This window comes from Mycobacterium sp. TY815, from assembly GCF_030755135.1.
Lineage (GTDB): Bacteria > Actinomycetota > Actinomycetes > Mycobacteriales > Mycobacteriaceae > Mycobacterium.
On record NZ_JAUFRX010000001.1, the window covers coordinates 852,811 to 866,038 of the forward strand.

Sequence of the window (13,228 nt, forward strand, 5' to 3'; positions counted from 1 at the left end):
CCTCAGACCGGATCGAACTGCGAGATCAGCCAACGCCCGCCGCGTTTGTCGAGGGTGACCCGGACGTTGGACGCGGTGCTGGTCGGTGCGTCATGGCCGACGGTGACAGTCTGGCTCACGAACAACAGAACCACGGCATGGTCAGCGGTCGCCGAAACCGACGCGGCTCCCGGAACGGTCGCGACGGCGGAGATTTGCTTCTGCTTGGCGCCGGGGATCACCACATCGTGGGTGAGTTGGGTGTAGGCGCTGAGGAACGTACCGGTCAACCGACCGCGCGCGGCGTCGAGATCCTGCTGCACGGTGTCGGGCTTGTAGGACAATAACGCGACGGTGCCTTCGGTGGCGGCACGTATCGATTCGGTGCGAGCCACGATTCCGTCGCGGACCGATGTGTCCTGCCACTTCAGCCAGCCAGCAGCCGCCGCCAGCGACAACGCCACCGCCGGCAGCAGTCCGTAGGTGAGCACCCGCGACCATTTGATCGCGCTCATGGCACGAATCCTACGTTGGAGACCTTGACTTGATCGCCGATTTTGGCAACTGTGACCCGCATTCGCCATATCCGGGGAACCGGTTCAACTTCGCCGGCATTCGAGGTCTGTACGGACACTTCCACCAACGCCTGGGCGGAATCGGCGGCCTCTGACTCCAGCCCCGCCTCGGTGATGGTGCCGACCGTCGCGGCCTTGGCCTGTTGCAGCACCTCGATGAACGGGCCTGACCGCCTGGCGAAGTCGTTGTAGAACTCCCCCGTGGCGCCGTCGAGTATTCGCCGCACATCCACGTCGGCGTGCTGCCAATCGATGGTCGTCAGGTTCAGTGCACCCTGCCGGGCCACCTGAAGGAACTGACTGCGCTGGACCTGAGCGTTGCGCGACTGATGGCAGCGCATTCCGAGCCAGCAAGTCAGTGTCGTCAAGGCGACCACTGCAAGCACACCGAACACCGTCGACCACCCTTGGGTGGAAAGAGTCCGTCTCCCTCGCATCGGCACCGGGGATTCATCCTCAGCTGCAACGGATTCCGCTGTCAGCTGCCCGGCGGCAGCAGCATCGATTGCCATGTCTTGTCCTTCGGTGCGGTTTGAGCGAGATCCGATCGGGTGTACTGGTGCCCGTCGGGTCCGGTGTAAGTGCCGGTGGCAGGGTCGTATTCGGCCGCGGCCGGCGGCGGGGGCGCGGGTGGGGGCGTCGGCAGGGGCGCGGATCCGGGTGGCAACTGCGGGACCGCCTGCCCCGACATCGTGGCGTTCGGGTCGCCCTTCCAGTTGAAGCCGTCATTGAGCGGCACGTACTGCTCGGCGCTCTCGCAGAGTTTGACCGTGGGCGCCCGCTTTCCGGCCACGGTTTCGCATGGGATGTTTCGCGCGCCGCGAACATTCAGCGGTGAGTCCTGCGGCACCCGGCAGTACAGGTCACCGGCCGGTCGGCCCGGATAGTCCTCGAACGTCGGGATGCGCTGCTGCTGGGCTGGCAGGAAGCCGGTGGTACACGGCGGTGGCAGATTGAGGTTCAGGTTGAAACTCAAGTACTGCCCTCGATAGTCCTGCTTGGTGTTGAGGTTGGCGAGAATGCCCGCCTGTTCGGCCTCGATCGAGCGTGGGAACACGACGAGGAGTTGCTCGATGTCGTTCTGATAGGTCAACGCCACCTGGCCGACGCTGACCAGGTTGGCCAGGAGAACCGGCAGGGTCGGTTGCACGCGGTCGATCAGCTGACGCACTTCCTGCAGGGCCGGGCCGCCGTGCTCGAGGATGCCGCTGACCGCGCCGTCGTGCGCCTGTAGATCGGCGGTGACGGCCGCCAGGTGCGAGGCCCAACCCGCGATCGCATCCGAGGTCTGGGTCTGGGTGTCAAGCACCGCTGGCGTGCGGTCGATCAGCGTCAACAGCGGATCGAGATTGCGGCGGGCGTCGGTGGCCAAGGTCGTCGAACCTGCTACCAGTCGCGAAAGTTCGGGCCCCAGGCCACCGACGGCGGTGTATGACTCGTCGACGACGGTCTGCAGGTTGTCGCGAGGTATCGCAGCGATGGCCGAGTTGGCGGAGCTGAGCAATCCATTGATGTCGGGCGGCACCGAGGTGTTGGACAGCGCAATCACGTCGCCGTCTTTGAGTGGCGGTGAGGTGCCGTTGCGGGGCAGCAACTCGACGTAGGATTCACCGATCGCGGTGTGGCTGTGTACCTCCGCCTTGAGGTCGGACGGGATGTCGATGCCGGATTTCAAAGACAGCACCGCTTCGACGCCGGACTCGGTCAGTCGCACGGATTCCACTCGGCCCACCTCGAATCCGCGGTAGGTGACGTTGCCGGTTCCGTAGAGTCCGCCCGATTCCGGCAGCTGCATCGTCACCGTATATCGGCCGACCCCGAACAACATGGCCGGCAATCTGACGAAGTGCAAGAACGTCACTGCCAGCACGCTCAGGGCGATGACGCCGAAGATGACCAATTGGACGATGATTCGCCGCGGCAGGTGTAGCACTAGGGCCCCTGCTCAAAGTGGTAGGGGGCCGTCAGCGGATTACCTGGCGTGCCCCGGAAGCCACCGGTACACGGACTGGGGAACTGGCCGATGGTGCGGCCCCACTGCAGTTCGAGTTGGGTGAGATGGCACTCCCACCGGGTGCCGGTGAAGATGCCCTGGTCGATCCGGCTGAGCGTCAGGTCGACGATCGCCGTCAGGTTGGCGTAGTCGCCGCGCTGGAAGTTCTGGAACGTCTCATTAGGGAACGGGAAGGTGCCCAGTAGCGATAGCGACCGCGTCAGACTCGGTCCGGCATTGGCCAGTGACTCCAAAACCGGTCCCAACTGTGATAATTCGCTGACCAGGCTGGCTTTGGTTTTGTTGACCGAGTCCGTCGTCAGGGCGCTGAATTTGCTCAACTGATCGGCGGCCTCGACGAGCTTGTCGCGTTCGTCGTTGAGCACCGCGAGTGCTTCAGGGATGGTCGCCAACGCGCGGTCCAGTACGGGTTGCTGGGTGGCGAACTTGCCGACCACCCTGTTCAAACTGTCGGTAGCGGCGATGATGTCGCCGGACTGATCGTTGAGGTAGGCCGAGAAGCGGTCCAGTTGCCCGATCAAGCTGCGCACGTCATGCTCACGGCCGCGGAACGCAGTACTCAATGCCTCGGTGATGTCCTGGATCTGGCCCAGGCCGCCGCCGTTCAGTACCAGGGACAACGCTGCCAACGTCTGCTCGGTACTCGGATAGGCACTGCCGCGTGAGAGCGGAATGACTGATCCGGCACGCAACTTACCCTGGGGTGCTTCGGTTTTCGGTGGCGCCAGCTCGATGTGATATGAGCCCAGCAGGCTGGTGGTGCCGATTTTTGCCGTAGCGTTTTCGGGCAGCGCGACATCACTGTTGAGGCGCATGGTGACCAGCGCGTGCCAGCCCTGCCGCTCGATTTTGGTGACGTGACCGACTGTCACGTCCGCGACGCGCACCCGTGAATTCGCCTGGATGTTGTTGACGTCGGGCATCTGCACGGCGATCACGAATGAGCCGGGTCCATTGCCCTCCGTGCCGGGTAGTGGCAGTGAGTTCAGCCCGTGCCAGCCACATCCGGAAACGCCGGCCACGATTGCAAGCGCCGCTACGAGCGTCACCAGTCTTTTCATGAGCCGGCTCCGGGCGGCAACATCAGTCCGGGAAGGCCGGCGGCGGGATCGGGGTGTACCGGCGCACCGGGCGGCACGAAGTCGGGACGCATCCAGTCCTCGCTGTAGGTGATCTCGTTAGGTCTGGCCTGCGCCCCGACGAACAGGTTCTCCCCCAGCGGCGGGAAGTTGTACTGACGGTTCTTGACGATCGGGGCCATGTACTGCGCGCAGAGCTTCGCTGCCTGCTCCCCGCCGAGTCGTGAGGCCGCCTGAATTGCCCCGCACAGGAACGCGATTGGATTGGCCATATTGGTACCGGCCAGAGCTCCGGTCAGCGATCCGTTTGCCGGCTCGAAGATGTTGTTGAAGTTCTGCAGCACGGTCGGGCTGATGTGCAGGGTCTGCTTGATGTCGTCGAGGCTGGCCACCAGCGCCTGGGTGATCGACGACAGTTTGTCCGATGCCGTCCCGACCGCCTCGCGGTTATCGGCGGCGAAACTTTGAACGTCGGCGACGACGGCGTTCAGATCCTCGGCCGCCGCGGCGACCTTGTGGGGATCGTCGGCCAGCAGTGCGGAGACCGAAGCCAAATTCCGGTTGAGTTGCTCAAGCAGATCTGCGCTGTCGTGCAACGCCGTCACCAAGGTCGACAAGTTCTTCAGGGTGGCGAAGATGTCGTTGCTGTGGTCGCCCAGCGCCGAGACCGCCTGGGACAGTTTGAGGATGGTGTCGCGGATGGTGGAGCCCTGGCCGCGCAGGTTGTCGGCGGCGGTGTTGATGAGGGCGCCGAGCGTGCTGACACCGCCGGGCCGGGTGGGTTTCAGCAGTTCGGTGAGCCGTTGTAGCTGATTGCGCAGATCGTCCCACTCGACCGGCACCGCGGTGCGGTCCTGTGGAATGACCGCACCGTCGACCATGGTGGGGCCGCCGTGGTAGGGAGGCGTCAGTTGAATCGCCCGGCCGGTCACCAGTTGCGGTGACAGGATCGCTGCCTTCGCATCGGCGGGAACCTTGTGCCGCTGGTCGAACCAGAAGGTGATCTTGGACCGCAGTGGTTGGGGTTCGATCTTGAGGATCTTCCCTACCGGCACTCCGCGGATGCGGATGTCGTCTCCGGCGAACAGGCCGCTGCTGTTGTCGAAGTAGGCGACCACGACCGTCCGGCCGGTGTCCCCCGCGGTCCGCATCGCGACGATGACCCCCGCCACGAACACCAGCGCAAGGGTGGTCGCCAGGACCGAGCGGGCACGCCGCAATCTCGTTGTCACGGAGTGCCTCCCGGTTGCTGCGCCGGCGGGCCGGGCGGCGGTCCACCGGGTGGCGGAGCCGGTGGTTCCGGACGGTACGGGTAGCGCGGATCGCCGGGGTTGCCGGTGATGGCGTCGGGCAGATTCAGTCGCGGTTCGCCGCCCTGCCCCGTCCGCGGGTACGGAACAGGCAAGGCCGGCGTGCCCGGCTGACCGGTCGGGGGGTCGGTCAGTTGCGAGGGGAGCAGAGTCGCCGGATCCAATCCCAGATCGGAGAACGCGGCGCTGATGAACGGCTGCACGAACTGGCCAGGCAGCAGATTGACCACGTAGGCCTTGAAAAACGGTCCCGACGACAGTGATTCACCCAGCGACATGACATAGGAGTTGAGCAAGGGAAGGGCCTGTTGGAGGCGCTCTTTGCGGTTCTCGACGATGGTGAGTACGCCATTGAGCTTGTCCAGTGCCGGGCGTAGTTGCTGCCGATTCTCGGCGATGAAGCCCTGCAACTGTTTCGACACCGCCGAGATGTTCGCCCACAGTTGGTCCAGCGCTGTGCTCTGGGTTCGCAGTTGCGCGAGGACGGCATTCGTGTCGCGCACCAGGTCGACGATCTGGTCAGTGCGCTTGGCCAGCACCCGCGTCGCTTTGGCCGCATTGTCGAGCAGGTTGCGCAGCTGGGTATCGCGCTCGTCGAGGGTCTGCGCGAGCCGGGCTACTCCCTTGACGGCGTTCCGGAAATCTGCCGGTGTGTCGGCGAAGGTCTGCGACAGCATGTCCAGCGACGCCGACAGCTGGCTGGTGTTGAGGCCGCTGATCGTGGTCGCCAAATCGCCTAGCGCATCTGGCAATTGGTAGGGCGACATGGTCCGCTCGATCGGGATCGGTCCGGTGAGCCGGCCCCCGCCGCGCGGCAGGACATCGAGAAACTTGCTGCCCAGTAGGCCCTTGGTCTTGATCGCCGCCTCCGTGCGGTCACCGAGCCGGATGTCGTTGTCGATGGTGAAGGTGACCAGTACGCCGGGTCCGTCGAGCTCGATGGAGGACACCTTGCCCACCGGATAGCCGGACACCTCGACGGTGTTGTCGGTCCTGAGCCCGCCGGCGTCGGCGAAGTAGGCTGAGACGCGCGTGCCGTGGTCGAAGAACGGAAGATGTTGGTATTGCAGGGCGCCCACCACCGCTGCGGTCACGGCAGCGATGCCGACCGTGCCGAGGACAAGCCGGTTGCGTTCGGCGAAGCTTCTCATTTCGGCGCGCACCGTCCCGTCGGCTGCCCGGCGACCTTGACGTACACCGGTTGTCCGCCTTTGCCGTTGACCTTGAGCACCACGTCGCACAGATAGAAGGCGAAGAAGTCGCCGTACATGCCCTGGCGTACCAGCGCCTGATACTTGTCTGGCAGCGTGTTGAGCAGGTTGTCGAGATAGTCGTGGTCGGCCAGCGCGATGTCTGCGACGCGGCCGGTTTCGTGCACCACTTTGGTGAACGGCGCACGCGCCTGTGCCAGCAGGTCGGCGATGGAACCCGACGCGGCGTTGGTGTAGGCCACCGCATTCGAGATGTCGTTTTTGCGTTCAGCAAGTCCGCGCACCAGTTGTGACAGTGAGACGACTGCCTGATCGAGTCGATCGCTCTGGCCGCCAAGCGAACCCAGGACGACGTTGAGGTTGCCGATGACCTGCCCGATCAACTGATCGCGGTCGGCCAGCGTGTTGGTCAGCACCGCGGCCTGATCGAGGAATGAGGTGATCGTGGGCCCCTGTCCCTGGAAAGCCTGCAGGAGTTGATCGCTCAGCGCGTTGACCTGGTCCGGGTTGAGGGCGCGGAAAAGTGGTTTGAAGCCGCCGATCAGGGCGTCGAGATCCAGGGCGGGTTTGGTGCGCGCCAGGGGAATCGTCTGTCCGGGGCGCAGAACGGTGAGGTTACCGGCGCCTTCCTCCAAGGCCAGATAGCGGTCACCGAACAGATTGTCGTAGCGGATAACGGCCTGCGTCCCTTCGGTGAGCGTGACCGAGTCCTCTGCGGTGAACTCGACGTGCACCGTTGCATCGGGATTGATGGAAATCTTGGTGACCTTGCCGACTTCCACCCCGGCAATGCGAACGAGTTTGCCCTGCCGCAGGTTTGAAACGTTCGTGAAATCGGCGAAGTAGGTTTTGCCGTCGGTGAACCGCACCTCTCCGAAGACGGCAATCAGCACGAAAGCGGTCAGCAGGCACACCGCGAAGAAGACGCCGAGGCGCAGCACGGTGCCTCTCAGACTGTCCCGCATGGTTGCTCTCCTGCTCTGGTGGTTTCTCGGCCGATCACGGTGGGCCAGGTGCTGCCGGTGGTACCCCGGGCCACAGCGGTACTCCCCCTGGGCCGTACAGCGCCGCACCGTATGGCGGCCCGCCCGGGTTGGGGCCGACCGCCGGGCCGGGAATGCACTGCCGGATCGAGGGCGGCTCAGGCACCGCGCGAGTCACCGGGAAATAGTCGGCCCAACACGGATGTCCGAGACCGGGATTGGGCCGGATGTCGATGCCGGTGCCCCAGCCGGTATTGGTGACCAGTTCGCGCACCGGGAAGTTCTTGCTGGCATCGGGCAGCGATCCGCATCCGGGTCGTCCGCCGGGGCCACCCTTGGCGGCCACCAACGGCAGATTGTCAGGGAAGGCGTAGGGGTCGTTGCCCAGCAGCAGAGCGACATCGAGTTGCAGTGTGCGGCCGTCGGCGCCGCCCCATGCCTCGTAACCGCCGTTGTTGAGGTACCACGTGACGCCCTGCAGGAAGCAGGTGTACTCGGGGCTGTACTTGCCCAGCAGTCGGGTCGTCGGTTCCAGAAGGTTGACTCCGGCGACGAGATTGTCCCTACTTCTCCCCAACAGAGTGGTTCCAGAGCTTGACAGGCCGATGACGTTGAGCAGCAGGGAATCCAACTCCTTGGCGTGATGGGTGATCGTGGTGCTGGTGGTGCTGGCGGCGTCCAGGATGGTCAGGATGTCCCGGGCGGCGGCGTCATAGGTGTCGGAGAAGTTTTTCAACGACTTCCAGTCCCGGCGGATGTTCTCGCTGCGGTCGTTGAGGGCCGTCAGCACTTCATTGAGATCAGTGGTGGCCCTGCCGATTCGCTCACCCTGTCCCCGTACGGCGTCGGCCACCGCGGTCAGCACGGCGTTGAGCTTCAGAGGGTCGATGACGTTGAGCAGGCTCACCACATTCTCGAAGACGGTGTTGATCTCGGTGGCGACGTTCGTGGAGTGCAGAACCGCCCCGGCGGCCAGTCGTGCCCGGCTCGGCTGTTGCGGCACGACCAACTCGACGAACTTGGCGCCGAAAGCGGTGGTGGCACTGATCCGTGCCTCGACATTGGCTGGGATGTAACGCATTTGATCGGGCTCGAGTTGCAGGCCGAGCCGGGTACCCGATTTGTCGTCGGCGATCTGGCTGACCCGGCCTACCTGCACGCCGCGCATCATGACCTTGGCGTCGGTGTCCATCACCAGCCCGGAGCGGTCCGCGGTCAATGTCACCGGTACGTACGTGTGCAAGGTTCCGTCGAACGACACCGCAGTCACCAGGACGACAATCCCGATGGTGGTCAACAGGATCAGCGTCCACCAGCCGTCGTGCAGACGGTGTCGACCCGGACCGCGGCTCATGTCGCTAGCTCGCGAGGTGGAAGTTCGGGGACTGGCCGTAGATGGCGAGCGTCATGATGACGATGGCGATCGAGGCGATGACCATCGAGGCCCGCACCGCCCGGCCGACCGCCTCGCCCACCCCCGCCGGACCGCCGTGCGCGGTGTAGCCGTAGTAGGTACACACCAGCATGATCAGCAGGGCCACGACGACGACCTCGAACGACGACCAGAGCACGTCGGTGGGACGAAGAAAAGTGTTGAAGTAGTGGTCGTAGACGCCGGAGCCCTGCCCGTAGACGGCCGTGGTGCCCAGCCGGGCGGCCAGGTACGCCGTCATCAGCCCGACGCAGAACAGCGGCACTGCCACGACCACGCCGGCCAGCACCCGGGTGCTGGCCAGGTAGCTGACGCTGCGGATGCCGATCACCTCGAGCGCGTCGATCTCCTCGTTGATCCGCATGGCGCCCAACTGCGCCGTGGCACCGGCACCGACCGTGGCCGCCAGTGCGACCATCACGGTTCCCGGCTGGATCTCGCGGGTGTTGAAGAAGGCGGACGCGAAACCGGTGAGGGCCTCCACCCCCACCGACGCGAACTGGTTGTAGCCCTGCACCGCAACGATTGCGCCGGTGGTCATCGCGAGGAAACCGACGATGACGACCGTTCCGCCGATCACCGCGAGTGTGCCGACACCTAAACCCATCTGCGCGATCACGCGCAGTAGTTCGCCCCGGTAGTGCAGTACGGCATCGGGGATCCCTGTCAGGGTGCTGATGTAGAACCGCATCTGTGCTCCCAGCCGATTCCATTCGGCTGCAACGCTTTGCGTCATTGTCATGATCTCACGACACCATGAACGGCATGCCGACTGCGGTGACGATGATGTTGATGACGAACAGGACGATGAAGGCGAATACCACCGTCTCGTTGACCGCACGCCCCACGCCGGCGGGGCCGCCGCCGACCGACATGCCCTTGTAGCAGGCGATCAGTCCTGCCATGAGGCCGAACAGCGTCGCCTTGATCATCGAGATGATCACGTCGATGGTGTGGGTCAGGGTGGTGAGTCCGCTTACCCAGGCGCCCGCCGATACGTGCATGAGGAACACCGAGCAGAAGAAGGCTCCGATCAATCCTGTCGCAGTCACGATCGAACTGAGGGCCAGCGAGATGGTGGTGGCCGCCAGCACGCGGGGAACCGCAAGTGCCTGAATCGGATTGATACCCATCACCCGCAGCGCGTCGAGTTCCTCCCGGATGGTGCGGGCCCCCAGATCGGCACACATGGCGGTGGATCCGGCGCCGGCGACGACCAGGACGGTGACGATCGGAGCGCTCTGATCCACGGTGAAGATCGCACATCCGGTGCCAGAGAAGTCGGCGGCGCCGATGTCGGTCAGCAATACGTTGAAGAGGAATCCCGAAATGACGGCCCACGGGATGGTCATCAGGATGCCGGGCAGGGTCGATACCCGCGCGACGAACCAGCACTGCAGCAGGTACTCGCGCCAGGCGAACGGCGCCCGGAAGGTGGCCAGGAACGTATCCAGGGAAATCGCGAAGAAATCGCCGATCGCGCGGACCGGTTTGGCCGCTTGGCCGATCGCGATCACCATGTCGCCGCGCACCCCCCGGGCTGATCGAAGTGGACGTGTGACATCCGCGAGGGTACGCGGAACGCAGCGCTCATGTCCATAGACGATACGCTCATATTTCGCATGACGTACGGCAAATTACCAAGCAAAACACTGATTATCTGCAAGCATGTATCTTGCTGATATCGGGATCTGGCGGATCATGAGGTGAACGCTTGCAACGTGAGCGCCGAGTTCATGAAGTCACGGAAGTGCAGCCAGCGACCCTCGCGCAGGGTGATGATGTGGGCGAACTCCGACTCCCATTCGTGTCCGGTGGCAAGCCGGCGGAACCGCTGGCGTCCCCATGCGGCCAGGTCGTCACCTTCGGCGATGAACTTCCAAGCCTGCATCTCGACGATCTCGATGTGCTGACCGACCGTGGTGAAGAACGTCACCGCTTCGTCGATGCCCCGATACTCGCCGGCATACGGGATGCTTTCGGTGCCGTAGTAGGTGATGCGGACCTCGGGATCCAGGTGGGCCAGCGCAGTCTGCAGGTCGCCCGCCGGAACCGCGGCGTAAACCGCCTTGGTCGCTGCGATGTTGCGTGCGGCGTTCGTCATGAAAGGTGAAGGGGCAGGCGGACATACGCGTGCGTCAGCAGACTGGCGGTCTGCTTGGTGCCGGGGTCGTCGGTCAGCGTGATGGTCGAACAGCGATCCAGTACGGCGTTGAGCACCGACATGACCTCCAGCCTGGCCAGCGCTGCGCCGAGGCAGAAGTGCAGTCCGTGACCGAGTGACAGCTGCTGGCGAATGTTGGGCCGGTCGATGTCGAGGCGGTCGGGGTCGGGAAACACCGCGGGATCGCGGTTGGCCGAACCGAAGAACAGCGCCACCCAGTCCCCCGCACGGATCGACTTGCCGTCGATCTCCACGTCGCGGGTGGCGATGCGGAAGAGACGTTGCGGTGGTCCGTCGAGCCGCATCGTCTCTTCGATGAAGATGTTGAGTAGTGCACGGTCGGCGCGAACCCGCCGCTGCACGTGAGGTTCTCGCGCAAGGGCGTGCAACAGGTTGCCGATGAGGAAGGTGGTGGTTTCGCTGCCCGCGACCACCAGCGTCACGCAGAAGCGCACGATTTCCTCCGGCGTGAGCCGTTGCCCGTCGACCTCGGCGCGCAGCAGGGCGGAGATCAGATCTTCGGCGTCTTCCACGTCCTCACCATCGGCTCCGGACGGCCGCTGTGCCAACCGGGCCGTGTGCTCGGCAAGTCGCGTGGCGAACGTCGCCACCATCTCCTCGTTGCTCGCCATGCGCTCCTGCGGCGTCAGCGTCGACGACAGCATGAACGCGTTGGCCCAGCGCCGGAACCGTACGTGGTCGCCGTCGGGCAAGCCGAGCAGTCGAACCATGGCTCGGGTGGGGACCTCCGCGGCGAATTCCATCACGTCCACCTCGCCGGCTCCGAGATCGTCGAGCAGGCGCGGGACCAACTCGCCCAACCAGCCCTCGAGACGTTTAACGCGCCGCGGCGAGAATGCCTGGCTCACCAGTTTGCGCTCCACCTCATGCTTGGGCGGATCGGTGTTGACCAGCATCAGGCTGGGCGCTGACGAGGCCTCCTGCAGCGGATCCCGCGAGGAGAATGTGGTGCTGTCGCGTGCCGCCGCGTGGACCTGGTCGTAACGGAACAGGGCCCACGCAGTGACGGGCTCATCTGCCCCGGGCACCGTCCCCGGCGGCCAATCCCGGTATCCCGCAACGGGAGACAGTGCACGGAGCTGGTCATACAGCGGATACGGGTTGGCGATGCCCTCGGGTGTGGTGAGCAGTTCGATGGCGGGGACGGTCGTGAAAGACATGTCGATCAGCTTCGGGCAGCGGCGGTGGCAAAGCGATCCCCCGATGGAGAGGACTCCTGCCCCCGTAGGAGGGCAATTTCCGGATTCTCTCGCGCCAGTCCACTTCCGGGAGGACAGTGAGCACCGTGATCGATGACCAGGTTCTCGGAACTCTGGCCGATGGAGACCACCCCGGGTGGCGCTCGCACCCGGTGCGGGAGACTGACGCCGCCCGCCGTTACCGCGATGCGTTCGACGGCTGCGGGGTCGACCCCACCGATGACCCGCTGGCGGTGGTCGCCGAAGCCATCGACGCCAAGGCCGCGGCTGTTCGCAATGCGCTCGAGGCGATCGGGCGCGAGACCGCAACCGATGCGCTGGAATCGCTGCTGGACTTGTGCGCCTTGGAGCGGGAGTTGATCGAGGACGGTGCCAAGCGGCGGACTTTCGCGTTGTTGGCCGTGCAGGAGGCGTTGAGCAAATTGCGCGCAGTCGACGATGTGGCGACCATCGTCGACCGGGCGCCGCGCGAGCTGGTGGAGTCGTGCGGATTCGACCGCGCCGTGCTGTTTCGTGTGCACGAAGGGCGAATGGTCATGGAGTCGGCCTACTTCGGTGAGGACACGACTGGTGCGGAGAAGATGGTGGCCTTCGCGCAGTCGGTGGCGCCGCCGCTGGATCACATGTTGATCGAGACGCAGATGATCCGCCGGCACGCGCCGGCCATCGTGCGCGACGCGCGTAACGATCCGCGGGTGAACCGGCCGATCGTCGACTTCTCGCTCACGCACTCCTACGTGGCCGCACCGGTGATGCCGACGGGCAAGGTGATCGGGTTCCTGCATGCCGACCGGCTCTACTCCGGGCGCATTGTCGACGAGATCGATCGGGACACGGTGTGGGCTTTCGCCGAAGGGTTCGGTTATGCCTACGAGCGCACGGTGTTGCTGGAGCGCATGCGCCGCCAGCACGCCGAAGTGCTGCGCGCGCTGGCCTCGGCTGACGAAGCTGCCCGTGCTATGCAGGACGCGGATTTGGATCTGCGCAAGATCGAACCGGTCGAACGAAGCCCCGCCGCAAGGTCTTTGGCTGAGGTACAGACGCGGGTGATGGCGATGCTGACCCGTCGCGAAGTGGAGGTGTTGCGACTGATGGCGGCCGGTCGCACCAATCAGCAGATCGCCGATGAGCTGGTGATCTCTGCGGGCACGGTCAAGTCACACGTCAAAAGGGTGCTGCGCAAGCTGAATGCGACCAACCGCGCGGAGGCCGCATCGGCGTATGTGCGACTGGCCAGCGTGCCCGACTTGGGGTGAGGCTC

Annotated in this window: 13 protein-coding genes; 1 reads left to right on the plus strand and 12 read right to left on the minus strand. The window is 64.7% G+C overall.

Annotated elements, in window-relative coordinates:
* Positions 1-2: 2 nt before the first annotated feature.
* The 12 genes from QXK92_RS03670 to QXK92_RS03725 all read right to left on the minus strand — a co-directional run bounded on the left by QXK92_RS03670 (position 3) and on the right by QXK92_RS03725 (position 11,928).
* Entirely contained in the window at positions 3-485 is a 483-nt protein-coding gene (locus QXK92_RS03670) for a hypothetical protein (RefSeq protein WP_306244175.1), read from the minus strand.
* Positions 486-490: 5 nt separating this feature from the next.
* Positions 491-1,066 (minus strand): mammalian cell entry protein, encoded by a 576-nt coding sequence (locus tag QXK92_RS03675; protein WP_371934491.1) that lies wholly within the window; start codon positions 1,064-1,066, stop codon positions 491-493.
* The gene (locus QXK92_RS03680; protein ID WP_306240304.1) at positions 1,033-2,487 is read right to left on the minus strand and encodes an MCE family protein; all 1,455 of its coding nucleotides are present in this window, start codon (positions 2,485-2,487) and stop codon (positions 1,033-1,035) included. The genes QXK92_RS03675 and QXK92_RS03680 overlap by 34 nt, the downstream gene beginning before the upstream one ends.
* Positions 2,487-3,629 carry a virulence factor Mce family protein gene (locus tag QXK92_RS03685; RefSeq protein WP_306240305.1) on the minus strand — a complete coding sequence of 381 codons (1,143 nt, stop codon included), beginning with the start codon at positions 3,627-3,629 and terminating at the stop codon, positions 2,487-2,489. Before QXK92_RS03685 ends, QXK92_RS03680 begins: the two co-directional genes overlap by 1 nt.
* Positions 3,626-4,879 (minus strand): virulence factor Mce family protein, encoded by a 1,254-nt coding sequence (locus QXK92_RS03690; RefSeq protein WP_306240306.1) that lies wholly within the window; start codon positions 4,877-4,879, stop codon positions 3,626-3,628. The genes QXK92_RS03685 and QXK92_RS03690 overlap by 4 nt, the downstream gene beginning before the upstream one ends.
* Positions 4,876-6,108, minus strand: a complete 1,233-nt coding sequence (locus QXK92_RS03695; RefSeq protein WP_306240307.1) for a virulence factor Mce family protein — start codon at positions 6,106-6,108, stop codon at positions 4,876-4,878. Before QXK92_RS03695 ends, QXK92_RS03690 begins: the two co-directional genes overlap by 4 nt.
* On the minus strand, positions 6,105-7,133 hold the full coding sequence (locus QXK92_RS03700; RefSeq protein ID WP_306240308.1) for a virulence factor Mce family protein: 1,029 nt from the start codon (positions 7,131-7,133) through the stop codon (positions 6,105-6,107). The genes QXK92_RS03695 and QXK92_RS03700 overlap by 4 nt, the downstream gene beginning before the upstream one ends.
* A 34-nt stretch (positions 7,134-7,167) precedes the next feature.
* Positions 7,168-8,505: an MCE family protein gene (locus QXK92_RS03705; protein WP_306240309.1), complete on the minus strand. Its 1,338-nt coding sequence runs from the start codon at positions 8,503-8,505 to the stop codon at positions 7,168-7,170.
* A gap of 4 nt (positions 8,506-8,509) precedes the next feature.
* Positions 8,510-9,325 (minus strand): ABC transporter permease, encoded by an 816-nt coding sequence (locus tag QXK92_RS03710; RefSeq protein ID WP_306240310.1) that lies wholly within the window; start codon positions 9,323-9,325, stop codon positions 8,510-8,512.
* 4 nt (positions 9,326-9,329) lie between these two features.
* A complete protein-coding gene (locus tag QXK92_RS03715; protein WP_306240311.1) occupies positions 9,330-10,103 on the minus strand; it encodes an ABC transporter permease in 774 nt (257 codons plus the stop codon).
* A gap of 179 nt (positions 10,104-10,282) precedes the next feature.
* Positions 10,283-10,687, minus strand: coding sequence for a nuclear transport factor 2 family protein (locus tag QXK92_RS03720; protein WP_306240313.1), 405 nt, complete (start codon positions 10,685-10,687; stop codon positions 10,283-10,285).
* Positions 10,684-11,928 carry a cytochrome P450 gene (locus QXK92_RS03725; RefSeq protein WP_306240314.1) on the minus strand — a complete coding sequence of 415 codons (1,245 nt, stop codon included), beginning with the start codon at positions 11,926-11,928 and terminating at the stop codon, positions 10,684-10,686. Before QXK92_RS03725 ends, QXK92_RS03720 begins: the two co-directional genes overlap by 4 nt.
* A 116-nt stretch (positions 11,929-12,044) precedes the next feature.
* Between QXK92_RS03725 and QXK92_RS03730 the strand changes: the two genes are divergently transcribed.
* A complete protein-coding gene (locus QXK92_RS03730; RefSeq protein WP_306240315.1) occupies positions 12,045-13,223 on the plus strand; it encodes a LuxR C-terminal-related transcriptional regulator in 1,179 nt (392 codons plus the stop codon).
* Positions 13,224-13,228: the final 5 nt, after the last annotated feature.